The organism is Streptomyces sp. NPDC096012 (assembly GCF_040426375.1).
Classification (GTDB): Bacteria; Actinomycetota; Actinomycetes; order Streptomycetales; family Streptomycetaceae; genus Streptomyces.
Window position 1 is genome coordinate 80,138 of record NZ_JBEOTD010000020.1, and the last position, 22,753, is coordinate 102,890.

The window sequence follows — 22,753 nt, forward strand, 5'->3', positions numbered from 1 at the left end:
CCCGTGAGCGAGGAAACCCGCGAATGCACCAGTCAGCACCCGAGCCCGGGACCCGGGTCCTGCACCTCGCGCAGCCCGTCGACGGCGGTGTCGCCCGGGTCGTACTGGACCTGGCACGGGCCCAGCTCGCGGCCGGCCTGGACGTCACGGTGGCCTGCCCCGGCGGCTCGCTGGCGGCCGGGCTGCGCGAACTGGGCGCCGGGGTACGGCACTGGCGGGCCGGCCGGTCACCGGGCCCCGGCCTGCCGGGCGAGGTACGGCGACTCGCACGGCTGATCGACGAGGTACGGCCCGAACTGGTGCACGCGCACAGCGCCAAGGCCGGCCTGGCCGGCCGGCTCGCCGTGCGCGGGCGCGTGCCGACCGTCTACCAGCCGCACGCATGGTCGTTCGAGGCGGTCGGCGGCCCCACCGCCGCCCTCGCGCTGCGCTGGGAGCGGTGGGGGGCGCGCTGGGCCGACCGGGTGGTGTGCGTCAGCGAGGCGGAGCGCACGACGGGAATACGCGCCGGCGTACGCGCCACCTGCACCGTCATTCCGAACGGGATCGATCTCGACCGTTTCCGACCGGACCCGGAAGCCGTCCGCCCAGAACCGGAACTCTCCTTCCCGGAACCGCGAACGCCTCGCCCGCAGCGGAAGGCGCCCTGCCCGAACCCGGACGTCCCCGCCGCCGCGCACGCCACGGCGCCCGGTGCCGCCCGGGCCGCCGTCCTGCCGGACCTCGGTCCCACCGCCCCCCTGGTGGTCTGCGTCGGGCGGTTGTGCCGGCAGAAGGGCCAGGACGTGCTGCTGCGGGCCTGGGAGGACGTCCTCGGCGCGGTGCCGGGGGCCCGGCTGGCGCTCGTCGGCGACGGGCCCGAGAGCGCCGGACTACGCCGACGGGCCCACCCGTCGGTGCTGTTCACCGGCGCGGTCGAGGACGTGGTGCCGTTCTACCGGGCCGCCGACCTGGTGGTGCTGCCCTCGCGCTGGGAAGGCATGGCACTCGCCCCGCTGGAGGCGCTGGCCTGTGCCCGGACCGTCGTGCTCACCGACGTCGACGGCGCCCGCGAGAGCCTGCCGGCCGCCCTCGCCGCGCGCTGCCTGGTCCCGCCGGAGGACCCCGTGGCGCTGGCCGGGGCAATCGCCGGGCTGCTGACCGACCCGCCGCTGCGCGCGGCGCTCGGTGACCAGGGGCGCCGGCACGTCATGTCCACGCACGACGTGCGGCACACCGCCGAACAGGTCGCGGCGCTCTACCGCGAACTCCTCGGCGTCCGGCCGCCCGTGTCCTCCGAGTGCAGGGAGTCCATCCACTCGTGACTGCGGAAAGTACCGTCCCGTCCCCCGGCGCGCAGCCGTGGGACCGCGGACTCCCACCCGTGTCGGTCCTGCCGTCCCGCACGGCCGGCGGCTTCCGTTTCCCGCTGCGGCGCCCGCCCGCGCGGCCCGCCTCACCGCTGTCACTGCTGACCACGGACCTGCTCGCCGCGCTGGTGGGTGCGGTCGCGCTGGACGGGGCCGCCCAGCGTCCGCTGCCGGTCGCGGCCCTGCTGTCCGGCGCGCTGCTGCTGCGCCCGCACTCCGTGCGGCCGGTGCCCGGCGTGCTCGACGAACTGCCGGTGGTGTGCGGGCGGATCGCGGTGGCCTGGCTGGGCCTCGCGGCACTGCTCGCCGCCCTCGATCCGCAGCGCGCCCTGTCCGCCCGGACCCTGCTGGCCGGCTGGGGGCTGCACGCGGCGGCCGCCTGTGCGGGCCGGGCCGTGGTGCACTGGCGGCGCCGGACGGTGCTGCTGCGCCGGCCGAGCACCGCGCTGGTGATCGGGCCCGCCGCGACCGCGCAGCGCGTGGCCGCCGCACTGCTGCGGCACCCGCGCTGCGGGGTGCGGCCGGTCGGCGTCGTGTCGGAACACCCGGAGAACGGCGGCGGGTTGCCGGTGCTCACCAGCGGCGAACAGGTGGAACGGGCGCTCGTCCAGAACGGGGTACGGGTCGTGCTCACCGTCGACCCGGCCGTACGCACCCGGCAGGGTCCGCTGCTGCGGGCGCTCACCGAGTCGGGGTGCACCGTGTGGGAGGTGGACGCGGACAGCCCGGCCTACGAGGTGCGCGAGCAGCTCGCCGGGTTCGCCGTGCGCCGGCTGCGCCTGGGCTCCCGGCGGCGCACGAGTGCCGGCAAGCGGCTGCTCGACGTGGTGGTGTCCGGGGCGCTGCTGGTGCCGGTCAGCCCGCTGCTGCTGCTGTGCGCGGTCGTGCTGCGGCTCACCGACGGGCCCGGCGTGGTCTTCCGTCAGGAGCGCATCGGCAAGGACGGCCGGCCCTTCACGCTGCTGAAGTTCCGCACCCTGCGCCCGATCGACGAGCGCGAGGCGGCCACCCGGTGGAGCGTGGCCGGCGAGCGCAGGATGAGCCCCTTCTGCCGCTTCCTGCGGCAGACCTCGCTGGACGAGCTGCTCCAGCTGTGGAACGTCTTCCGCGGTGACATGAGCCTGGTCGGCCCGCGTCCGGAACGGCCGTACTTCGTCACGCAGTTCAGCCGCGCCTACCCCGGTTACGCGGCCCGCCACCGCATGCAGACCGGCATCACCGGCCTCGCCCAGATCAACGGGCTGCGCGGGGACACCTCCATCGAGGACCGGGCCCGGTTCGACAACGCCTACATCGACAACTGGTCGCTGTGGCAGGACGTCTGCATCATGCTGCGCACCGCGGCCGCGCTCGTGCGCTCGACGGGGAGCTGACCGATGGCCCTGGACCCGCCGCTGCGCCGGCCCCCGCGGTTCTCCCCGGCGCTGCCCGTGGTGGCCGTGGTCGCGCTGCTCGCCCTGCCGCTCCCGCCCGGCGGTGAGGGCGGCGCGGGCCCCGCCGACGCGCTGTCCGCGCTGGTCGTCGGCTACTGCGCGGTACGGCTGCTGCGCGAACGCCGTCGCCCGCTGTCCCGGACCGCCGCCCTGGTCCTCGGGCTGCCGGTGGCCGGGCTGTCGCTCGCGGCGATGAACGCGCTCTCGCCCGGCGCCGGCGTCACCGGTCTCGGCCGCTACCTCCAGATCTTCGTGCTGGTCCCCGCCGCCGTCGTGCTCCTCGTCCGCGGCCGGGCCGACTTCCGGCTGCTGGCCTGGTCGTTCGTGGCGCTCGCGGCGTGGCAGGGCGGGATCGGCGTGCACCAGTACGTCACCGGGACCGGCGCCTCGTACCAGGGCGAGGACATCCGGGCGGTCGGCACCTTCGGGGCGGCGGACGTGATGGGCATGGCCACGGCGGTGTCCTTCGGGCTGGTGTGCGCGGTGGGCCTGGCACTCGGCCGCTCGTCGGCACGGGAGCGGACGTTCGCCGCCGTCTGCGCCCTCGCGCTGCTCCTGCCGCTCGCCCTGTCCTTCAGCCGGGGCGCCTGGATCGCCGGCACCGTCGCCGTCACCGCGCAGCTGCTGCTGGCCGGGGTGCGGCGGGCGCTGAAGACCGGGGCGGTGGTGGTGGCCGCGTGTGTGGTGCTGGTGGGCGGGTTCGGGGTCGGTACGGCGATGCTGCAGGAGCGGATCGGCAGCATCACCCAGGTCACCGCCGCGCCCGACCAGTCGGTCACCGACCGGTACACGATGTGGGCGGCGGCGGTCGACATGTGGCGCGGGCGTCCGCTGACCGGCGTGGGTCTGAAGGGCTTCCCGGAGTACCGCGACGGACACGCCTCCCTGGCACTGTCGTCCGGCAGCGACACCGAGGGGGCGGGGGCCGCCTTCCGCCGGCAGCCGCTGCTCTCGCCGCACAACATGTATCTCCTGGTCCTCGGCGAACAGGGCCTGATCGGGCTGCTGTGCCTCGCGGGCGGCTGGCTGGCGCTGCTGGTGTGCGCCCTGCGCGGCCTGTGGCGGATCCGGGCGGCCGGCGGCCCCGGCCTGGAATGCGCGCTCGTCGCCTGCGGGCTGCTGGTCTGGCAGCTCGTGGACTTCGTGTACGCCGACATCGGCGGCCCCTCCACCGTGCTGACGGCGGTGTGCTTCGGGCTGGTCGCCTGGTGGGCGCTGGTCGGCGGCGACGAGATCACCCCACGCGACGGCACCGGCGTCCGGGGCGGGCGAACAGTGACGACAGGTGAGGCGGCCCTGCGATGACCAGCCCCAGGACCGGCGGGGCCCCGGGTCCGGAGACCGGAGCGGTGCCGGGTGCGGAGACCGGAACGGTGCCGGATCCGGCAACCGGCGCGCTGCCGGGGACAGGGAACGGAGCGGTACCGGGGACGGGGTCCGGAGCAGTACCGGGCGCGGGGACCGGCGCGGGGCGTGGCCCGGCGGCGAACACGGCGCGGCGCCCGACGGCGGATGCGGCACGCGGGCTCACGACAGACCCAGCGTGCGGGCTGACGTCGGACACGCCACGCGGGCTCACCGCAGACGCGGTGTGCGGGCTGACGGCAGACCCAGCACGCGGGCTGACCGCTGACTCAGCACGCGGGCTCACCGCAGACCCAGCACGCGGGCTGACCGCAGACCCGGCACGCGGGCTCACCGTAGACCCAGCACGCGGGCTGACGTCGGACGGGGCGCGCGGCTCGGTGGGCGACACGGCCGGCGGTCCGGCGGACGCGCTGTCCGCGCGCCCGGGCGGCCGCCGGGTCCGTCCGCGGCTCGCCACACGGGGCGCACGCCCGCGGACCGCCGCCGACGCCACCCCGGCCACCCTCCCGGTGGCCCGCTCCGCCCCCTCCGGCACGCAGCAGCGGACGCCCCACCCCGACACCGGCGGAGCCGGAGCCGGACAGCCTCCTGCCCTCTCCACGGCCCCGCCGGCGAAACGGCCGACGCCCCCCGCCACCCCCGCCCGCGCCGGACGACCGCCGGTCCCCCTCACCGACCCCGGCGCCGAAGAGCACGGGCCCCGCCCCCACACCACCGGTTCGGGCACCGGCACCGGCACCGACGGCGGCGGCGAACAGCCGACCGCCCCCTCCCCCACCCCCCGACAGCCGGCCACCCCCACCACGGCCCTCCCCGCCGCCCCGGCCCGCCCCGCCGTCGCGGAAGCCGGTTGGGAGGCCGGGGGGTTCGGGCAGGTCGTGCCCAGCAGCCGGTTCCTCGCCAAGGCCACGCTGCTCACCGCCTCCCTCTCGGTCGCGGCGGCGCTGCTGGGGCTGTTGCGGGACCAGTCGCTGGCCCGGTTGTTCGGGGCCGGGCAGGACACCGACGCCTTCCTGGTCGCCTGGACCGTGCCGGAGTTCGCGGCCACCCTGCTCATCGAGGACGGGCTGGCCTTCGCGCTGGTGCCGGCGTTCAGCATGGCCCTGGCCCGCCGCGCCCAGGGTGTACCCGGAGACCCGGTCCGCTCACTGGTCGCCGCCACCCTGCCCCGGCTGTGCCTCGCGTTCGCGGCGGTGGGCACGCTGCTCGCCCTGGCGGCACCGCAGTTCGTCGCCGCTCTGGCGCCCGGCCTGCCCGATCCGGGGCTCGCCGTCGACTGCACCCGGATCGCCTCGACCTGCGTGCTCAGCTTCGGGCTCGCCGGATACTGCAGTGCCGCGCTCCGTGCCCACGGCCGCTTTCTGGCGCCGGCCGCGATCTACATCGCCTACAACGTCGGCATCGTCACGGCGATGTACGCCCTCGGAGGCAGCTGGGGGGTGCGCTCGGCCGCGTTCGGGGTCGCGGCCGGCGGCTGTCTGATGGTGCTGGCCCAGCTGCCGTCGCTGCTGAGGCAGTTGGGCCGGCACCGGCGCAGCGGGGCGCGCCCGGTAAAGGAGGCCGGGGCCGGGGCGCGGCCGATGGCGGGGCCGCTGCTGGCCACCGTGCTGCTGTTCGCGCTGTGCCGGCAGTCGCAGGTGCTCGTCGAGCGGTTCCTCGCCTCCAGCCTGCCCGCCGGGGCCATCTCGCATCTGAACTACGCGCAGAAGGTCGCGCAGATCCCGATGACCCTGTCGATGATGCTGTGCACGGTCACCTTCCCGGTGGTGGCGCGGGCGCTGGCCGAGGGCGACGCCGAGCGGGCCCGGGTCCGGGTGGAGCGGGATCTGGCGGTGGCCGCCGCCCTGGTGCTGCTCGGCACGGCGGCGGTGATGGCCTGCGCCCCCCAGCTGATCCAGCTGCTGTTCCAGCGGGGCGCGTTCACGGCCGGGGACACCGCGGCCACCGCGGGGGTGATGCGTGTCTACGCGCTCGGGCTGCTCGGGCAGACGCTGACCGGCGTCCTGGTCCGCTCCTACTTCTCGGCCGGCCGCGCCACCTGGTACCCGGTCGCGGCGATGACCGCCGGGATCGCGGTCACCACCTGGATGGGCGCCCGGACGGTCGGCGCCTGGGGGGTCACCGGGATCGCCGCCGCCAACGCCGCCGGCATCACCCTCACCGCCGCCCTGCTGCTCGCCGGCATGCGGCGGCGGAGCGTGCCCGTGCGGACCGGGCGGGTGCTGCACGAGCTGAGCCGGCCGGTCGGGGCGGCGGCGGGCGCCGCCCTGGCCGGCGGTCTCGCGGCGCGGCTGCCCGCGTCGCCGCTCGCCGGACTCGCCGTCGGCGGCACCACCGTGGCCGTCGCGTTCGCCCTGCTCGGCCGGGCCCTGGGCGTCCAGGACGTGGCACCGGCACTCCGTTTCCTACGCACCCACACCCGAAGGCTCGCTCATGCTCTCCTCCGTTGAGACCGCCGCCCCCACGCGGCCGGCCCGAACGTGCCGCGTCCCGTGGATCGCGATGTACCACTCGGTCGGCGACTGCTCCGACGACCCCTACCGCATCACGGTCACCCCCGACCGGCTGGACCGGCAGCTGCGCTGGCTGCGCGAACACGGGCTGCACGGGGTCTCGGTGGCCGAACTGCTCGCCGCCCGCGCCAGGGGCGAGGGGCGGGACCTGGTGGGCCTCACCTTCGACGACGGCTACGCCGACTTCCTGGACCACGCTCTTCCCGTGCTGGCCCGCCACAAGTGCACGGCCACCCTGTTCGTGCTGCCCGGCCGGACCGGCGGCGACAACGCCTGGGATCCGCGGGGCCCGCGCAAGCCGCTGCTGACCGCCGAGGGCATCCGGCGTGCCGCGGACGCCGGTGTGGAGATCGGTTCGCACGGCCTCACCCACGTCGACCTCACGCGCGCCGACGACGCCCTGCTGAAGGCCGAGACCGCCGACAGCCGCACGCTGCTGGGGGAGCTGACCGGGGTGCCGGTCACCGGCTTCTGCTACCCGTACGGCACGGTCGACCGGCGCGCCGTGGACGCCGTACGGCAGGCCGGTTACGGCTACGCCTGTGCCATCGACCCCGGCGGGCTGACCGGCCCGTACGTCCTGCCGCGCCTGCACATCGGGCAGAACGACACCCCCGTGCGCCTGTTCCTCAAGTACCGGCTGCACCGCTTGCGCCGGCGGCCCGTCGAGGGGCTGCGGTGAGGGCCCTGCACATCATCACGGGGCTCGGGGTCGGCGGGGCCGAGCAGCAACTGCGGCTGCTGCTACGCCACTTGCCGGTGGCGTGCGATGTGGTGACGCTGACCAACCCCGGGGCGGTGGCCGCCGGGCTGGCGGCCGACGGGGTGCGGGTGGAACACCTCGGCATGGCCGGCAACCGCGATCTGGCCGCGCTGCCCCGGCTGGTGCGCCTGATCCGGGACGGCCGCTACGACCTCGTGCACACCCATCTGTACCGGGCCTGTCTGTACGGCCGGATCGCCGCCCGGCTGGCCGGTGTCCGCGCGGTCGTGGCCACCGAGCACTCCCTCGGCGACTCGCAGCTGGAGGGCCGGCCGCTCACGGCGGGGGTGCGCGGCCTGTATCTGCTGGGCGAGCGCCTCGGCCGGTCCACCGTCGCCGTCTCCGCCACGGTCGCCGAACGGCTCACCCGCTGGGGCGTGCCCGAGCGGCGCATCGCGGTCGTCCCCAACGGCATCGACCTGGCCCGGTTCGCCTTCGACCCGGTGGCCCGCCGCCGCACCCGCGAGCGACTCGGCCTGCCCCCCGACGCGTTCGTCGTCGGCGGCATCGGCCGCCTCGCACCCGGCAAGCGCTTCGGCGTGCTGATCGAGGCCTTCGCCCGGCTGCCGGCCGACTGCAGGCTGCTGCTGGTCGGCGGGGGCCCGGAGGAGGGCGCGCTGCGCCGGGCCGCCGAGCGGGCGGGGGTCGCCGGCCGGGTGCTGTTCGCGGGCGAGCGGCCGTACGTCGCCGACGGTTCGCCCGGCCCCGACCTGCCCGCGCTGGTCTCGGCGATGGACGTACTCGCCGCGCCGTGCCCCGAGGAGGCGTTCGGACTCGCGGTCGTGGAGGCGCTCGCGGCCGGCCTGCCGGTGCGGTACACGTCCTGTCCGGCCCTGGAGGACCTGCCGCCCGAGGCCGCGCCGTACGCGGTGCGCGTCCCCTGCGACGCCGGCGCCTACGCCCGCGCGCTCGCCGGTGTCCGGGCCGCCGGGCCCGGCCCGCGCGCCGCCCCGGAGGCGGCCCGCCACTACTGCATCACCCGCAGCGCCACCCGGCTCATGGACGTGTACGCGGCCGCGCTCGCCCGCACGTCCCCCCAGGTCCCGATCCAGCAGGGAGCAAGCCCGTCATGACCGAGATCCACACTCCCCGGCACACCCACACCTCCCGACTCCGCCGCGCGCTGCCGTCCTGGTCGTTCGTGGCGGCCGGGGTCCTCGCGGGCGGGCTGCTGGGCGGCGCGTACGGGGCGCTGAAGACGCCCACGTACACGGCGACCAGCTATGTCATCGCGGTGCCCACGGGGAGGTCCGACACCGCCACCGCCCTGGGTTTCGCACAGGCCTACGGGCGGGTCGCCACCCAGCTCGCGGTGCTCGGCGACGCCGGGAAGTCGGCCGGGGTCCCGGTGAACACCCTGCGCGACAGCGTGCGCACCGCGACCTCCCCGGACGCCCCGATGGTCGCCGTCTCCGCCACCTCAGCCCACCCGGCGCGGGCCGCCGCCATGGCCGACGCGGTCGCCCGCGCGCTCACCCGGCAGGCCGACGGCGTCAAGGCCGACACACACGTCGAACTCCTGCAGTTCTCCAAGGCGGTGAAGCCCACCGCGCCGGCCTCCGCGTCGGCCGGGGTGACGGGGCTGGTCGGGGCGAGCGCGGGCGGCCTGCTCGGCGGTCTCGCGCTGCTGACGCGGCCGCGGCGCCCGCCGGCCGGAGAGGCCGCGCCGGTGGCCTCGGTGCCCGGTCCGGCCGTCGCCGCCGACGCGCACGGCCGGCCGTGACCGCGACCTGCACGGCGCGCGCCGCCCAGCCCGCTCTCGCCGCCGAACTCGTCACCGACGAGGCCGCCTTCGCGCGCCTGGCCCCGGCCTGGGACCGGCTGTACGCACGGTGCGCCGCCGCGACCCCGTTCCAGAGCCACGCCTGGCTGCACTCGTGGTGGCTGTCCTACGGCAGGCCTGGCCGGCTCAGGCTGGTGCTGGTGCGCTCCGGTGAGGAACTGGTGGCCGCCGCCCCCCTGATGCTGGTCCGCCGGCCGCTGCCCGCGCTGGTACCGCTCGGCGGGGCGATCTCCGACTACGCGGACCTGCTGCTGGACGACGACGATGCCGGGGGCGCGGCCGGCGCGCTCACCGAGACGCTGGCGGACACGGCCCGTACGGCGCTGATCGACTTCCGCGAGGTGCGGCCGGGCGGCGCGGTGGAGCGGGTCTACGACCGCTGGCCCGGTCCGCGTCGCGTGCTGCGGGACTCGGTGTGCCTGGAGCTGCCGGCCGTGCCCATGGACGAACTGGTGGCCCGGCTGCCGTCGAACAAGGCCCAGCGGGTACGGGCCAAGCTGCGCAAGCTGACCGCGCTCGGCGTACGGCGGCGGGCGGTCGGTCCCGAGGACGTGGACGCGGCGCTCGGCCGGCTGCTGGAGCTGCACCGGCTGCAGTGGCAGGGGCGCAAGGTCACGTCCGAGCATCTCAGTCCCCGCTTCCGGGCGCACCTGGTGCGGGCGGTCGGCCCGATGGTGCGCTCCGGGAGCGCGGTGGTCACCGAGTTCCGGCTCGACGGAGAGGTGGTGGCCGTCGATCTGAGCCTGCTCTCGCCCGGCCTCGCCGGCGGTTACCTCTACGGCGCCCATCCGGGCCTGCGCGAACGCAAGGCGGACGTGGCGGTGATGCTGCTCGACGCCTGTGCCGAGCAGGCCGCCGCGGCCGGGCGCGGCACACTGAGCCTGCTGCGCGGCGACGAGCCGTACAAACACCACTGGCGTCCCGAACCGGTCGTCAACCAGCGGCTGCTGCTGGCCCGGCGGCGCACCGCCCCGCTGCTGACGGCCGCGCTGTGCGACGCGGCCGCCCGGCAGCGGGGCAAGGAGGTGCTGCGCCGGTGGCGGGAACGCGGCCAGGGCTAGCGGCTGCGCGACCACCAGTCGAGCCGGAGGCAGAGCTTGCCGCCGAGCCAGTGCTCGACCCAGTCGCCCAGTTCCAGCGGCGAGCAGTTGGCCGGCGGCTTCTGGGTGGGCGTCGGGGCCGGCTCGGTCGCGGGAATCGGGATCGGCATCGGTGTCGGGGTGGGGGTGGGGGCCGGCTGGTCGGTGCGGCCGTACAGCGCCGCCCGGTAGAGCCGGGACGCCCGGGGGTTTCCCGTGCACTGCCACACGCCGTGCGGGCAGTAGTCGGTCAGCGTGTTGTACAGCGGCTGGTGCTCGTCGATCCAGGCGAGCATGCGCCGCATGTACTCGGCGTTGTCACCGTTGCGGAAGAGCCCCCATTCCGGGTAGGAGATGGGCTTGCCGTGGGCTTTCGCGAAGTCCACGTGCTGCTGCAGGCCGTAGGGCTCCCTCACCTGTTCGTCGAACGACATTCCGGTCGGCTGGTCGTAGGAGTCCATGCCGATGATGTCGACCGTGTCGTCGCCCGGGTAGCACTCGGTCCAGGGCACGGCGTCCCGGCCGCGGCTGGGCGTGAAGTCGAACCGGAACCTCTGGCCCGGCACCGACCGCATGGTGGTGACGATCCTGTTCCAGTACGTCTTCCAGGACTGCGGGTCCGGTCCGCACCGATGGGTGTAGGTGACGCCGTTCATCTCCCAGCCGAGCACGATCACCGTGTCCGGCACGTTCAGCCGCACCAGCCGCTCGGCCAGGGCCTTGAAGTGGTGGTCGAACGCGCCGGCCGCGGCCTGCCGCAGCAGCCGCCGCACCTCGGCGTCGGAGACGTGCTCCTCGTTGCGTTCCTGCATGGGCACGTTGAGGACGAGGGTCCGGTCGGCCTTCTCGAGCCGCCAGTGGGCCCATACGTCCAGGAAGCCGGGCGGCCCCTCGATGTCCTCCCACTGGCCGCCGGGCAGATAGGTGTGCGCCACCTTCAGCTCGGTCCCGCCGAGCCAGTGGCCCAGCTCGGCCATGCGCGCCACACCCCTCGGCCCGGAGTCGAGGAAGGCACCGAAGGGCGGGACGGCCTTGGCGGTCGCCGGGGCCGCCGGGGTGGTCGGGACGGCCGGGCTGACCGGGGCTGTCGGGGTGGCCGGGCTGACCGGGGCTGTCGGGGTGGCCGGGCTCGGCGGGCTCATCGGGCTCGGCGCGCCGGTCGGCGCCGGGACGGGCGGATCGGCGAACCGCACCGCCCCGGCCGCCGTTCCGGGGCCGGCCACCAGAGCGGCCGACGCGGCGACCGCCACCGCGACCACGGTCAGCCGGCGGAAGCGGTCCCCTCGCTGCTGTGCAGCCATGCCTGCTCCTCCCTCCACACCACTGCGTTTCCACTGTCTGCTTCCTGTTATTGACACACAGTCATATCAATATGAATTCCGTCGGCGGGGTTACGGCTTTCAGGTGGGCCCGAACCGCCGCACGGGCGAACGGACGAGAAGGGAAGAACACCCGTGTCGCTGCTGGACATCCGGGTCCCCGCAGTTCTGCTGCGCCTCGACCCCAATCCCTTTCACCACGGCACCCTGGGCGCCGTACGCTCCCTCGGCAGAGCCGGAGTGGACGTGCACGTCGTCGCCGACACCACCGCAAGCCCGGTTCGCGCCTCGCGATTCGTGCGCCGGCTGCACCCCCCGCCGCGGCCCGGCGCCTCCCCCGGCGAGATCGCCGCGGTGCTGCGCCGGGTCGCGGCCCGCATCGCACGCCCCGCCGTGCTCGTCCCGCTGGACGACGCGAGCGCCGTCGCCGCCGCCCGGCTCCGCGAGGAACTCGCCTCCTCCTATCTGCTGCCGCAGCAGCCCCGCCTGCTGCCCGAACGGGTCGCCGACAAGGTGCGGCTGGCCGAGGTGTGCGCCGCCGCCGGCATCCCGCACCCGGTGACCCTGGTCCCGGACAGCGCCGACGACGCGGCGGCGGCCACCTGGCGGCTGGGTCTTCCGGTGGTGGCCAAGTGGAGCCGTCCCTGGCTGGTCCCCGCCGGCCGCGGGCTGCGCTCCACGGTGGTGGTGCGTTCGGCGCGGGAGGCGCGGGAGCTGTACCTGCGTGCCGGGGAGGCGGGCAGCGCGCTGCTGTTCCAGACGTTCCTGCCGCCGGGGCCGGACCGCGACTGGTTCTTCCACGGGTACAGCGACCGCACCGGCATCCTGCGGGCCGGTGGATCCGGCCGCAAACACCTGGCCTGGCCGCGCGGCGCGGGACTGACCGCGGCCGGCCAGTGGACACCCAACCCGCAGGTGCGGGCACTGGCCGAGCGGCTCACGGCCGAGCTGGGCTACCGGGGCGTCCTCGACCTGGACTTCCGTCGCTGCGGCAGCACCGGCCGCTACCACCTCCTCGACTTCAACCCCCGTCCCGGCGCCCAGTTCCGGCTGTTCACCGACAGCACCGGCCTGGACGTCGTACGCGCCCTGCACCTGGACCTCACGCACCGGCCGCTGCCGGACGGCGCGCCGCGACCCGGGCGGCGGTTCGTGGTGGAGAACTACGCCCCGCTGACCGCGCTGCGCCGGGCGCCCGAGGGCCGGGAGCTGGCCTGGTACGCGGCGGACGACCCGGCCCCCGGCCCGGCGATGTGGGCACTGTGGTGCCGCCACGCGCTGGGCCGCGTCACCGGACGCCTGCGCCCCCGGCCGGCCCCCGCACCGGTGGGCCCCGCGCGGCCGGCGCACCCGTCGGACGGCCTGCCGGACCGGGACGGTGACCTGACGGATCTCCCGGCCGGCCGCGTCGCCGGCTTCCCCGACGAGGAGAAGGCGAGCAGCCGCTGATGTACGACCTGCTGGTGGTGGGCGCCGGCCCGTACGGCCTGTCGATCGCCTCGCACGCCGCGGCGGCCGGGCTCACCGTCCGTGTCTTCGGACGGCCCATGCAGGCCTGGCGCGACCACATGCCCCGCGGCATGTTCCTGAAGTCGGAGCCGTGGGCGTCCAACCTGTCCGACCCGGAGGGCCGCTGGCGGCTCGACGTCTTCTGCGCCTTCCGGGGCATGACGGCCCGGCACGCCGAGCCGATCGGGCTGGAGGTGTTCGCGGAGTACGGCCTGTGGTTCGCCCGCAACGCCGTGCCCGCCCTCGACGAGCGGAACGTGCTCCGGGTGGCCCCGCGCACCGGCGGCTTCGACGTCGTCACCGAGGACCGGGAGACGCTGACCGCGCGCACGGTCGCGCTGGCCGTGGGTGTGCTGCCGTTCACCGAGGTCCCGGCCGCCCTGCACGGCCTGCCGCCCGCCCTGGTCTCGCACAGCAGCGACCACGCCGACCTCGACCGCTTCCGCGACCGGGACGTCACGGTGGTCGGCGGTGGCCAGGCGGCCCTGGAAACGGCCGCGCTCCTCGCCGAACAGGGCAGCCGGGCCCGGGTGCTGGCCCGATCGGACCGGCTGCGCTGGAACGACGTGCCGCCCCCGTGGGAGCGCCCCTGGTGGCGCTCGGCCCGCTCCCCGCACAGCGGTCTCGGCCCCGGCTGGCGGAACTGGTTCTACGCCGGGCGGCCGGGCCTGTACCGGCGGCTGCCGGAGCGGACGCGGGCCCGGATCGCGGCCGGCGCGCTGGGCCCGGCGGGTGCCTGGTGGGTGCGCGAGCGGGTGGAGCGCCGGGTGGAGGTGGTGCTCGGCCGGGAGATCGTGAGCGCCCGGGAAGTGCCGTACGGGCTGCGCCTGGAGACGGCGGGCCGCCGGGGTGGGGCCGGTGTGCTGGAGACCGAGCACGTCATCGCGGCGACGGGATTCCGCGCCGGCCGCGACCGGCTGCGCCTGCTCTCCCCCGAGCTGCGCGCGCTGCTGGCGACGGGCGCCGACGGGGCGCCGGAAGTGGGGCTGGAGTTCGAGTCGTCGTACCCCGGCCTGTTCCTGGCCGGTCTCGTCACCGCGGCGGGCTTCGGCCCGGCGATGCGGTTCGTGCACGGCGCGACCTTCACGGCGGGCACGCTGGTCCGCGGGGTGAGGCGGCGGCTGCGCTCGGGTCCGGCCGGCTGGCGTGTCCCGTCCGGCAGGCGTGACGGCCTGCCGGAGGCGGTACGGCGCTGAGAAGGCTGCGACGGGCACCGGTACCCGGGGCGCGTCGCAGCCGCGGGGGTGCCGGGCACTGGGCTCCGGCACCCGCGCGCTACTTGCCGGTGGTGGCCCGGCCGCGGCGGTACAGGATCGTGCCGGCCGCGATCAGCGCGGCACTGGCGGCTGAGGTCGCGAGCATGGCCCGGCCGTCACCACCGGTGTGCGGAAGGGAGGGCGGGGACCCCGGGTGGTGCTCCTCGCCACCGGGGGGTGGCGGAGTGGTCTCCCCACCAGGTGGAGGTGTCTCCTCCCCGCCGTACGGGGGCGGGGTGGTGTGGTCGTCACCACCGTACGGGGGTGGGGTGGTGTGGTCGTCCCCGCCATACGGGGGCGGGGTGGTGTGGTCGTCACCGCCGTATGGAGGTGGGGTGGTGTGGTCATCACCGCCGTATGGAGGTGGGGTGGTGTGGTCATCACCGCCATAGGGGGGCGGGGTCGTGTGGTCATCACTCCCGTACGAGGGCGGGGTCGTGTGGTCCTCACCGCCGTACGCGGGCGGAGTGGTGCGGTCGTCACTCCCGTACGAGGGCGGGGTCGTGTGGTCCTCACCGCCGTACGCGGGAGGAGTGGTGCGGTCGTCACTCCCGTACGAGGGCGGGGTCGTGTGGTCCTCACCGCCGTACGCCGGCGCAGTGGTGCGGTCCTCTTCGTCGTGCGACGGAGGAGTGGTGCGGTCCTCGTCGCCGTACTCGGGCGCACCGGTGTGGTCCTCACCCCCGTACGCGGGCGCGGTGGTGTGGTCCTCTTCGTCGTGCGACGGAGGGGTGGTGCGGTCGTCGGAGTCGCCGTAGCCGGTGTCCTGCGTGTCATGGTGCGGCTTGCCGACGACGTCGGTGTGCGAACCGTGGTTGGCACACTTGTTGGCGAACGCCGGGTTCAGTGCGGCGGCCGCGTCCACGGAGTTGCCGCAGATGTTGACCGGGACGTTCACCGGGGCCTGGACGTTGTTGCCGGAGAGCACGCCGGCCGATCCCTGGGCGGCGCCGTGTGTTTCCGTGTCGGCGAGCGCTGAGCTGCCGTACAAGGACAGCATGCTGGTCGCTGCGGCGGCGACGACCATGCCCTTGCTGAGGGTCTGTCGCAATCTCGTTGTCTTCCTGCTCGAAGGAGTGGAAAAGGCCGGTCCCGGAACGAAGAATCGAGGTTCGACGATCCAAGACCGGCCACGACACAGCCGGGGCTGGTGCTTTGTGCTGCGCCTCAGTCGTTGACGCAGACGTTGCCGAACGTCGGGTTCAGCAGGCCGATGACGTCGACCGTGTTCCCGCAGACGTTGATCGGGATGTGGATCGGCACCTGGACGACGTTGCCGGACAGGAAGCCCGGCGAACCGACGGCCGCACCCTCGGCACCGGAGTCGGCGAAGGCGGGCCCGGCCAGACCCAGCGCCAGCAGGGCGCCCGCGACGGCAGCAACGCTCTTCTTCATGAAAGTTCCCTTCTCTGGGGTCATGCCCCGATGACGGCCAGAACCGTGTGAGCACGACGTGGACGGTCGTGGCACGGAGTGAGGCATAGACGCAAGGGTGGGCGGCGGAACTCGAACTGAGCGATAATCACTCTTTCGCACCGCCTTTCCCACACGTGTGCTCCTCGGCCGAAATTGCGTGGAAAAAAGCCCGGGCAGTCCGCAGACAAATGCAGCGGACGGCCCGGGCCGGCTTGAACGGCTCAGCCTTCGCCGTTGGCCGAGAGAACCGACAGGTCCTCCAGGACGTGCGAGATCGCGCCGTCCCGCTTGGTGTTCGTGGAGTTGTCGGCACACTGCTGCTGCAGGTGGTCGGACAGGACCGGGATGTCCTGGACCGTCACGCCGATGAGGGCGTCGACCGCGACATCCACGTCCTGGATGCCGACACACGGCTTGTTCAGCGTGCCCTGCACCAGCGACAGCTGCGGGCTCATGTCGCCCCGCGTGGCCGAGTTGCCGAACGACGACACGGCGCCGTTGCCATTCGCGACGGTCGGCCCGTCGTCGTTGCCGATGGCAAGCGCCTGCGGCGCGGCCGCCACCGCCATTCCCACGACAGAAGCGGCGGTCGCAGCGGCGACCATTGCCTTCTTGAGCACTTCGCGTTCCTTTCCTCGTAGCGACGCATGCCCTACGGCGACATCAACCCGACGCATCGGGAATGGTTGCGCCCATTCACCCGGTTGGCCCGCAAGATCCTGACAGGGGCCGGAAATCACGAAGTCGGAAAAACGCACGACCAGCCCAGTCATCGTCCGACGGAGTGAACGGGAGAAACCACACGGGGTCCGTGGAGTTGACCAGAACGCTCCGGTGGACGGGGTTTTCTCAGAAAGGACTGGCCAATGATCAGGAAGATTGTTGCCACTGCGGCCGTCGCCGCATCCGCCATCGGCGCCTCCGCTGCCGCGGCACCGCAGGCGCTGGCGATCGGAAACGACAGCGGGCCGACCGCCGCCAACGGCAACGGCTCGTGGCAGAGCTACGGCAACTCGGCCACGTACGGGAACATGAGCCCCCAGATCGCGCTGATCCAGGGCTCCTTCAACAAGCCGTGCATCGCGGTGAACGACATTCCGGTCGGCGTCGGCGCCCTCATCGGCGTCAATGTCCAGGACATCCCGATCCTGTCGGACCACATGCAGCAGCAGTGCACCGAGAACTCCACGAACGCCAAGCGCGACGGTGCGCTGGCGCACCTGCTGGAGGACGTGTCGATCCTGTCGCAGAACTCCGAGGCCGGCAGCTGATCTCGTCACCGGAGCGGGCCGCCGAGTGTCTCGGCGGCCCGCTCCCGCGTGTCAGCGGCGGTACAGCGCCTCGATCCGCTCCGCGTACGCCGCCGTCACCGCGTGCCGTCTCACCTTCAGCGACGGGGTGAGCAGCCCGTTCTCCTCGGTGAACTCCCCCTCGACGAGTGCGAAGGCACGGATCGACTCGGCGCGCGAGACCGCCTCGTTGGCGTAGTCGACCGCCTTCTGCACCTCCGCCCGCAGCCGTTCGTCGCGGGCCAGCTCGGCGACAGAGGTGCCGGGCGCCAGCCCACGGACCGCCAGCCAGTGCGCGAGTGCCTCCGGGTCGAGGGTGATCAGGGCGGCGACGAAGGGCCGGTTGTCGCCGACGACCACGCACTGCCCGACCGGCGAGCGGCTGCGCAGCCGGTCCTCCAGGACGGCCGGCGCGACGTTCTTGCCGCCGGAGGTGACGAGGATGTCCTTCTTCCGGCCGGTGATGGTGAGGTAGCCGTCCTGGTCCAGGGAGCCCAGGTCGCCGGTGGCGAACCAGCCGTCGGCGAGCACGGCGTCCGTGGCCGCCGGATCGTTCCAGTACGAGCCGAACACGACGCCGCCCTTGACCAGCACTTCGCCGTCGTCCGCGATCCGTACGCAGACCCCCGGGACGGGCAGGCCGACCGTGCCGGGGCGGGGCGCGAGCGGGGGCACGATGGTGGCGGCGGCGGACGTCTCGGTCAGGCCGTAGCCCTCGTAGACGATGATGCCGGCGGCGTGGAAGAACAGGTTGAGGTTGCGGTCCAGCGGGGATCCGCCGCTGATGGCGTAGCGCATGCGGCCGCCCAGCTCCTTGCGGATGCGCCGGTAGACCAGCAGGTCGTACAGGGCCCAGGCGGCGTACAGGCCGGGGCCCGGGCCCTTGCCGGTGCCGAGGAACTTGTGCAGGTAGGCCTCGCCGAAGCGGACGGCGATCCGGTCGGCCCGGTCGAAGGAGGCGGCACGGCCGATCTTCTCGGCGGTGGCCCGGCCGGTGTCGTGGATCTTCTCGAAGAGGTACGGCACACCCACCAGGAAGGTGGGCCGGAACTCCCTCAGTGCGGGCCTGAGCTCGTCGGGCCGGACGCTCGGGAAGTGGCCGGTCTCGATGCGGGCCAGCAGGCAGGCGAGTTGCAGGGTGCGGCCGAGTATGTGGGCGAGCGGGAGGAAGAGCAGGGTGGAGGCCGTCCGGCCGGTGACGGCCTGGAACACCGGGTGCAGCAGCTCCACGGTGTTGGCGGCCTCGGCGTGCAGGTTGGCATGGGTGAGGACGCAGCCCTTGGGCCGGCCCGTCGTGCCGGAGGTGTAGCAGACGGTGGCGACGGTGCCGGGGGTCAGCGCCCCACGCCTCTTGAGGAGTTCCTCGTCGAGGACGTCACGGCCGAGACCGGTCAGGTCGGCGAGGGCGCCCGCATCGAGCTGCCACAGGCGCGGGGGGCGGGCGTGGCCGGCCGTGCCGGTGGTGACCGTGACCGCGTTCCCGGCGGTCTCGGTGACGGCGAACCGGGCACCGGAGTCGCGGACGATCCACTCCACCTGCTCGGCGGAGGAGGTGGGGTAGACGGGCACGGACTGGCCGCCGGCCGCCCAGATCGCGAAGTCCAGGACGGTCCACTCGTAGCGGGTGCGGGACATCACGGCCACCCGGTCGCCCGTTTCCAGTCCGGCGGCGACCAGCCCCTTCGCGACCGCGGCGACCTCGGCGGCGAAGGCCGCCGCGGTGACCGGGTGCCAGGCGCCCCGCTCGCGGCGGCGCAGCAGCACCGCGGTGGGGGTCTCGGCGGCGTGCGTGAACGGCAGGTCGGCCATGGAGCCGGTGGTGAGCGGCGGTGCCAGGGGGGCCGCGCGGACCTCGCGCACGGTGCCCGTCGCGTCCCTGACCAGCTCCACCGACCCCCGGGCCGCCAGGTCGGCGCGCCGCCGTGCCCGTTTCAGATCCCTGCGTACGCCCATGACGGCTCCCGGATGCGGCTCGTGCCCTGCAAGGTCCTTACCGGTGCGTCAACTTACTCGTAAGTAAGGAAAGGTCAATGGGCTGTGCGAACGCGGCGTCGGGCGGTTCGTCCTCGGCGGCGATCGCCGTGCCGGCCTAGGAGACGACGTCCTTGCGGGCGAATCCGCGGAAGGCCAGGGCGAACAGCACGACGGCGTACGTCACCGAGATCGCCGTGCCCTGGATCATGCCGGACCACTCGGGGTGCGGCTGGACGGCGTCGGCCCAGGCGAACTGCCAGTGCGCGGGCAGGAAGTCGCGCCAGTGCCCCAGGGCGGTGACGGCGTCCAGCACATTGCCGACGATGGTCAGCCCGACCGCGCCGCCGACGGCGCCGAGCGGCGCGTCCGTCCTGGTCGACAGCCAGAACGCCAGTGCGGCGGTGACGAGCTGGGACACGAAGATGTACGCCACGACCACCAGCAGCCGCTGCGCCGCCGTACCGGTGGCCAGCGCGCCGCCGGTGGGTATCTGCAGCGGGCCCCAGCCGTAGGCGGCCGTGCCGGCGGCGAGGGCCACGACCGGCAGCAGCACCATCGCGGCGAGGCTCAGCCCGAGCGCGACGACCAGCTTGGACCACAGCAGCCGGGCCCGGGGCACGGGCGCGGCCAGCAGATAGCGCAGGGAGGACCAGCTCGCCTCCGAGGCCACGGTGTCCCCGCAGAACAGGGCGACCGGGACCACCAGCAGGAAACCCGCCGACACGAACAGGTTCACGGCGGCGAAGTTGGCACCGGACGCGGTGGCCGTGTCCATCAGCGTCACCTGGTTGTTGCGGCCGTCCGGGGTGCCGCCGACGGCGAAGGCGATCAGCAGGACGAACGGCAGCGCGGCCAGGATCGCGCCCATGACCAGGGTGCGGCGCCGCTTGAGCTGGCGGACCAGCTCCACGCGCAGCGGCAGCGTGCGGCCCGCGTGGTAGCCGGTCGCCGTCTCGGTGCGCTCGGCGAGCGTGCTCATGCGGAACCTCCGATCAGGGTGAGGAAGGCGTCCTCCAGGCGGCGGTGGGGGCCGACCGAGGCGACCGGCACCGCCAGGCGGACCAGCTCCACGACCAGCTGCTCGGCCGTGCCGCCGGGTTCGAGCCGGACCAGCAGTCCGTCGTCGGTGCGCACGGCGGAGGCGACGCCGGGCAGCGCGGCCACCTTCTCCGCGGCCGCTTCCTCCACCGGCGTCGCGGTGCCGACCAGCAGGGTGTCGCCGGAGCCGATGATCTCCCGTACGGGGCCGGCCTGGACGAGCCGGCCGCGGTCCATCACCACCAGGTGGGTGCAGGACTGCTCGACCTCGGCGAGGAGGTGGCTGGAGACGATCACCGTACGGCCGCCGGCCGCGTAGCGGATCATCACCTCGCGCATCTCGCGGATCTGGGGCGGGTCGAGGCCGTTGGTCGGCTCGTCGAGGATCAGCAGGTCGGGCAGGCCGAGCATGGCCTGGGCGATGGCGAGGCGCTGGCGCATGCCCTGGGAGTAGGTGCGCACCGCGCGGGCGAGCGCGTCGCCGAGCCCGGCGACGCGCAGGGCCTCGTCCAGATGGGCGTCCTCGGGCGGCCGGCCGGTGGCGCGCCAGTACAGCTCCAGGTTCTCCCGGCCGGAGAGATGGGGCAGGAAGCCGGCGCCCTCCACGAACGCGCCGACCCGGGACAGCACCGGCGCGCCGGGCCGGACGGGGTGCCCGAAGACGCGGATCTCACCGTCGTCCGGCTTGATCAGGCCCATCAGCATGCGCAGGGTGGTGGTCTTGCCCGCGCCGTTGGGTCCGAGCAGGCCGAGCACCTGCCCCTTCTCCACGCGGAAGGACAGCTCGCGCACCGCGTACCGGTCGGTGGAGCGGGCGTAGCGCTTGGTCAGGCCCTCGATCACCAGCGGCACTTCGGCCGCCGCGGGGCCGGGGGCGGGGGCGGCCGTGCGGCGGCGGCCGGTGAACAGCAGGGCGAGCGCGAGCAGCGCGCCGGTCGCGGGAAGCCACCAGACCCAGGCGGCCAGCGGTGCCGCGGCGGTGGTGACGGCGGGGGCCGTGGGTACGTCGAGGGCCCCCTTCAGGGAGACGGTGTAGGTCGCCGGGGCGGCCGGGGAGGCGTAGCCGAGGTCGGTGGAGGCGAGGACCAGCCGGAGCCGGTGGCCCTTCTGCACCTCGTGGTCGATCGCGGGGAGGGTGACGGTGACGTCCTTGCCCGCCCGGGCGCCGGTCACCCGGAAGGGGGTGACCAGTTGGGCGGGCAGGACCTGCCGGGTGCCGTCGGGGCCGACGTCGTAGACCTTGCCGAACAGGACGGCGTCGTCGCGGGTGGAGGTGACGTGGACGGTGGCGGTCGGCGCGCCGGTGATCCGCAGGTCGCGGGTGAGCGGCGCCGAGTCGAACCGGGCGGACTGGCCGGGGAAGTCGAGGGAGACGCCGACGCCGAGCGCGGACAGCTGGGCGAGGCCGCCGGAGCCGCCGAGGCCGGGGAGCGCGGAGACGCCGGGCGGGCTGGCGCCGGGCGGGTTGACGACGTGCTGCTCGCCGCCGGTGAGGGCGACGGCGTGGCGGTGGTCGTGCAGCCCGGGGTAGGCGGCGGCACTCGCGCCGCGCAGCCGGGCCGTGCCGTCGGTGGAGTCGACGCCGCCGGTGCGGGTGACCCGGAAGGCCGGGCCGGTGCCGGCGCCGCGGTCGCCCTTCAGGTACCGGTCGAACCAGGCACGCACGCGGGTCCGCACCCGGCCGGTCTCCATGTCCCCGCCGTCGTGGCCGCCGGCGATCCAGTCGACGTCGACCGGGGCGCCGTTCGCGCGGATCGCCCGCGCCGCGGCGTCGGACTGGCCGAGCGTGAACAGGGAGTCCGTCTGGCCCTGCGTCAGCAGGGTGGGCACCTTGATGCGGTCGCCCACGGCGGACGGCGAGCGCGCCTCCAGGAGCGCGCGGGCGGCCGCGTCCGGCGTGCCGGACTCGGCGACCCGGTCGTACATCCGGCACAGGGCGGGCTGGAAGCGGGCGCAGCCGCCGCCGGTGTTGAAGAAGACGCCGGTCCACAGCTTCTTGAAGACGCCGTTGGGGAACAGGGCGTCCGCGAGGTTCCAGTAGGTGATGGCCGGCGCGATGGCGTCGACGCGGTGGTCGTGCGCGGCGGCGAGCAGGGAGACCGCACCGCCGTAGGAGCCGCCGGCCATGCCCACGCGCGGGTCGCCGGGCCGGTCGAGGCGGACCTGGGGCTGTTTCGCCAGCCAGTCGATGAGCCGGGAGACGTCGGTGACCTCGCCGGCCGGGTCGTTGAGGCCGATCTTCCCGGTGGACCGGCCGAAGCCGCGCGCGGACCAGGTCAGGACCGCGTACCCGTCCCGGGCGAGGTCCTCTGCCTGCTGCCGCATGTCGTCCTTGCTGGCGCCGAAGCCGTGCGCCAGCAGGACGGCGGGGTGCCGGCCGGCGTCGGCCGGGGCGAAGAACGAGGTGTCCAGGCTCTCCCCGTCGACCGCCATGATCCGGTCGCTGACGCGGACCGGCCGGGCGTCGCCGGAGGCGACGGCGGCCGTCCAGGTGCCGGCGCCGGCGAGTACCACGACGGCGGCCGCGGCGGCGACGAGCCGGCGCGGCCGCCGCCGCAGCCCCCGCAACGCGGGCAGTCGAAGATCCATGGCTCAACGGTACGGGGCGGCACCGGCAAGCGCTGCCGACCCCGGGTCGACCGGTCACCCCTCCCTCGGGAGGAG

General features: G+C 74.7%; 18 protein-coding genes. 11 read left to right on the plus strand and 7 right to left on the minus strand.

The genetic code is table 11. The annotated features are described in order from the left end of the window. Positions 1-23: 23 nt before the first annotated feature. The 8 genes from ABVB68_RS20395 to ABVB68_RS20430 all read left to right on the plus strand — a co-directional run bounded on the left by ABVB68_RS20395 (position 24) and on the right by ABVB68_RS20430 (position 10,270). The gene (locus ABVB68_RS20395; protein ID WP_353602503.1) at positions 24-1,304 is read left to right on the plus strand and encodes a glycosyltransferase; all 1,281 of its coding nucleotides are present in this window, start codon (positions 24-26) and stop codon (positions 1,302-1,304) included. Continuing rightward, the gene (locus ABVB68_RS20400; RefSeq protein ID WP_353602504.1) at positions 1,301-2,722 is read left to right on the plus strand and encodes an exopolysaccharide biosynthesis polyprenyl glycosylphosphotransferase; all 1,422 of its coding nucleotides are present in this window, start codon (positions 1,301-1,303) and stop codon (positions 2,720-2,722) included. The genes ABVB68_RS20395 and ABVB68_RS20400 overlap by 4 nt, the downstream gene beginning before the upstream one ends. Before the next feature lie 3 nt (positions 2,723-2,725). After that, the gene (locus tag ABVB68_RS20405; protein WP_353602505.1) at positions 2,726-4,087 is read left to right on the plus strand and encodes an O-antigen ligase family protein; all 1,362 of its coding nucleotides are present in this window, start codon (positions 2,726-2,728) and stop codon (positions 4,085-4,087) included. Between the two features lie 440 nt (positions 4,088-4,527). Further along, positions 4,528-6,600 carry a murein biosynthesis integral membrane protein MurJ gene (gene murJ / locus ABVB68_RS20410; protein ID WP_353602506.1) on the plus strand — a complete coding sequence of 691 codons (2,073 nt, stop codon included), beginning with the start codon at positions 4,528-4,530 and terminating at the stop codon, positions 6,598-6,600. 52 nt (positions 6,601-6,652) lie between these two features. Further along, positions 6,653-7,345 (plus strand): polysaccharide deacetylase family protein, encoded by a 693-nt coding sequence (locus ABVB68_RS20415; protein WP_353602507.1) that lies wholly within the window; start codon positions 6,653-6,655, stop codon positions 7,343-7,345. Then, positions 7,342-8,499, plus strand: a complete 1,158-nt coding sequence (locus ABVB68_RS20420) for a glycosyltransferase (RefSeq protein ID WP_353602508.1) — start codon at positions 7,342-7,344, stop codon at positions 8,497-8,499. Before ABVB68_RS20415 ends, ABVB68_RS20420 begins: the two co-directional genes overlap by 4 nt. Further along, positions 8,496-9,149, plus strand: a complete 654-nt coding sequence (locus ABVB68_RS20425) for a lipopolysaccharide biosynthesis protein (RefSeq protein ID WP_353602509.1) — start codon at positions 8,496-8,498, stop codon at positions 9,147-9,149. The genes ABVB68_RS20420 and ABVB68_RS20425 overlap by 4 nt, the downstream gene beginning before the upstream one ends. After that, on the plus strand, positions 9,146-10,270 hold the full coding sequence (locus tag ABVB68_RS20430) for a GNAT family N-acetyltransferase (RefSeq protein WP_353602510.1): 1,125 nt from the start codon (positions 9,146-9,148) through the stop codon (positions 10,268-10,270). The genes ABVB68_RS20425 and ABVB68_RS20430 overlap by 4 nt, the downstream gene beginning before the upstream one ends. Here ABVB68_RS20430 and ABVB68_RS20435 read toward each other — a convergent pair. After that, positions 10,267-11,589 carry a glycoside hydrolase family 26 protein gene (locus ABVB68_RS20435; RefSeq protein ID WP_353602511.1) on the minus strand — a complete coding sequence of 441 codons (1,323 nt, stop codon included), beginning with the start codon at positions 11,587-11,589 and terminating at the stop codon, positions 10,267-10,269. The genes ABVB68_RS20430 and ABVB68_RS20435 overlap by 4 nt on opposite strands. 153 nt (positions 11,590-11,742) lie before the next feature. Here ABVB68_RS20435 and ABVB68_RS20440 point away from each other — a divergent pair, with 153 nt between their 5' ends. Together ABVB68_RS20440 and ABVB68_RS20445 are read left to right on the plus strand one after the other, a co-directional pair. After that, a complete protein-coding gene (locus ABVB68_RS20440; protein WP_353602512.1) occupies positions 11,743-13,056 on the plus strand; it encodes a carboxylate--amine ligase in 1,314 nt (437 codons plus the stop codon). Next, positions 13,056-14,312 (plus strand): NAD(P)-binding domain-containing protein, encoded by a 1,257-nt coding sequence (locus tag ABVB68_RS20445; protein ID WP_353602513.1) that lies wholly within the window; start codon positions 13,056-13,058, stop codon positions 14,310-14,312. The genes ABVB68_RS20440 and ABVB68_RS20445 overlap by 1 nt, the downstream gene beginning before the upstream one ends. Before the next feature lie 79 nt (positions 14,313-14,391). Here ABVB68_RS20445 and ABVB68_RS36980 read toward each other — a convergent pair whose 3' ends face one another. The 3 genes from ABVB68_RS36980 to ABVB68_RS20465 all read right to left on the minus strand — a co-directional run bounded on the left by ABVB68_RS36980 (position 14,392) and on the right by ABVB68_RS20465 (position 16,408). Next, positions 14,392-15,423: a chaplin gene (locus ABVB68_RS36980; protein WP_503006204.1), complete on the minus strand. Its 1,032-nt coding sequence runs from the start codon at positions 15,421-15,423 to the stop codon at positions 14,392-14,394. A gap of 116 nt (positions 15,424-15,539) precedes the next feature. After that, positions 15,540-15,767 carry a chaplin gene (locus ABVB68_RS20460; RefSeq protein WP_353602514.1) on the minus strand — a complete coding sequence of 76 codons (228 nt, stop codon included), beginning with the start codon at positions 15,765-15,767 and terminating at the stop codon, positions 15,540-15,542. Positions 15,768-16,009: 242 nt separating this feature from the next. After that, the gene (locus ABVB68_RS20465) at positions 16,010-16,408 is read right to left on the minus strand and encodes a rodlin (RefSeq protein WP_353602553.1); all 399 of its coding nucleotides are present in this window, start codon (positions 16,406-16,408) and stop codon (positions 16,010-16,012) included. A 246-nt stretch (positions 16,409-16,654) separates the two neighbouring features. On the opposite strand from ABVB68_RS20465, the gene ABVB68_RS20470 reads away from it, so the two are divergent. Further along, positions 16,655-17,059: a rodlin gene (locus tag ABVB68_RS20470; protein ID WP_353602515.1), complete on the plus strand. Its 405-nt coding sequence runs from the start codon at positions 16,655-16,657 to the stop codon at positions 17,057-17,059. A gap of 51 nt (positions 17,060-17,110) precedes the next feature. Here ABVB68_RS20470 and ABVB68_RS20475 read toward each other — a convergent pair whose 3' ends face one another. The 3 genes from ABVB68_RS20475 to ABVB68_RS20485 form a co-directional block, all read right to left on the minus strand. Further along, the gene (locus ABVB68_RS20475) at positions 17,111-19,030 is read right to left on the minus strand and encodes an AMP-dependent synthetase/ligase (protein WP_353602516.1); all 1,920 of its coding nucleotides are present in this window, start codon (positions 19,028-19,030) and stop codon (positions 17,111-17,113) included. 136 nt (positions 19,031-19,166) lie between these two features. Continuing rightward, positions 19,167-20,030 carry an ABC transporter permease gene (locus tag ABVB68_RS20480; protein WP_353602517.1) on the minus strand — a complete coding sequence of 288 codons (864 nt, stop codon included), beginning with the start codon at positions 20,028-20,030 and terminating at the stop codon, positions 19,167-19,169. Then, complete coding sequence (locus tag ABVB68_RS20485; protein ID WP_353602518.1) at positions 20,027-22,678, minus strand: CocE/NonD family hydrolase; 2,652 nt, start codon at positions 22,676-22,678, stop codon at positions 20,027-20,029. The genes ABVB68_RS20480 and ABVB68_RS20485 overlap by 4 nt, the downstream gene beginning before the upstream one ends. Positions 22,679-22,753: the final 75 nt, after the last annotated feature.

Coding starts and splice junctions, on each gene's coding strand:
- ABVB68_RS20395 (WP_353602503.1), top strand. CDS start 24: ATGCACCAGTCAGCACCCGAGCCCGGGACCCGGGTCCTGCACCTCGCG.
- ABVB68_RS20405 (WP_353602505.1), top strand. CDS start 2,726: ATGGCCCTGGACCCGCCGCTGCGCCGGCCCCCGCGGTTCTCCCCGGCG.
- ABVB68_RS20415 (WP_353602507.1), top strand. CDS start 6,653: ATGTACCACTCGGTCGGCGACTGCTCCGACGACCCCTACCGCATCACG.
- ABVB68_RS20425 (WP_353602509.1), top strand. CDS start 8,496: ATGACCGAGATCCACACTCCCCGGCACACCCACACCTCCCGACTCCGC.
- ABVB68_RS20435 (WP_353602511.1), bottom strand. CDS start 11,589: ATGGCTGCACAGCAGCGAGGGGACCGCTTCCGCCGGCTGACCGTGGTC.
- ABVB68_RS20445 (WP_353602513.1), top strand. CDS start 13,056: ATGTACGACCTGCTGGTGGTGGGCGCCGGCCCGTACGGCCTGTCGATC.
- ABVB68_RS20460 (WP_353602514.1), bottom strand. CDS start 15,767: ATGAAGAAGAGCGTTGCTGCCGTCGCGGGCGCCCTGCTGGCGCTGGGT.
- ABVB68_RS20470 (WP_353602515.1), top strand. CDS start 16,655: ATGATCAGGAAGATTGTTGCCACTGCGGCCGTCGCCGCATCCGCCATC.
- ABVB68_RS20475 (WP_353602516.1), bottom strand. CDS start 19,030: ATGGGCGTACGCAGGGATCTGAAACGGGCACGGCGGCGCGCCGACCTG.
- ABVB68_RS20480 (WP_353602517.1), bottom strand. CDS start 20,030: ATGAGCACGCTCGCCGAGCGCACCGAGACGGCGACCGGCTACCACGCG.
- ABVB68_RS20485 (WP_353602518.1), bottom strand. CDS start 22,678: ATGGATCTTCGACTGCCCGCGTTGCGGGGGCTGCGGCGGCGGCCGCGC.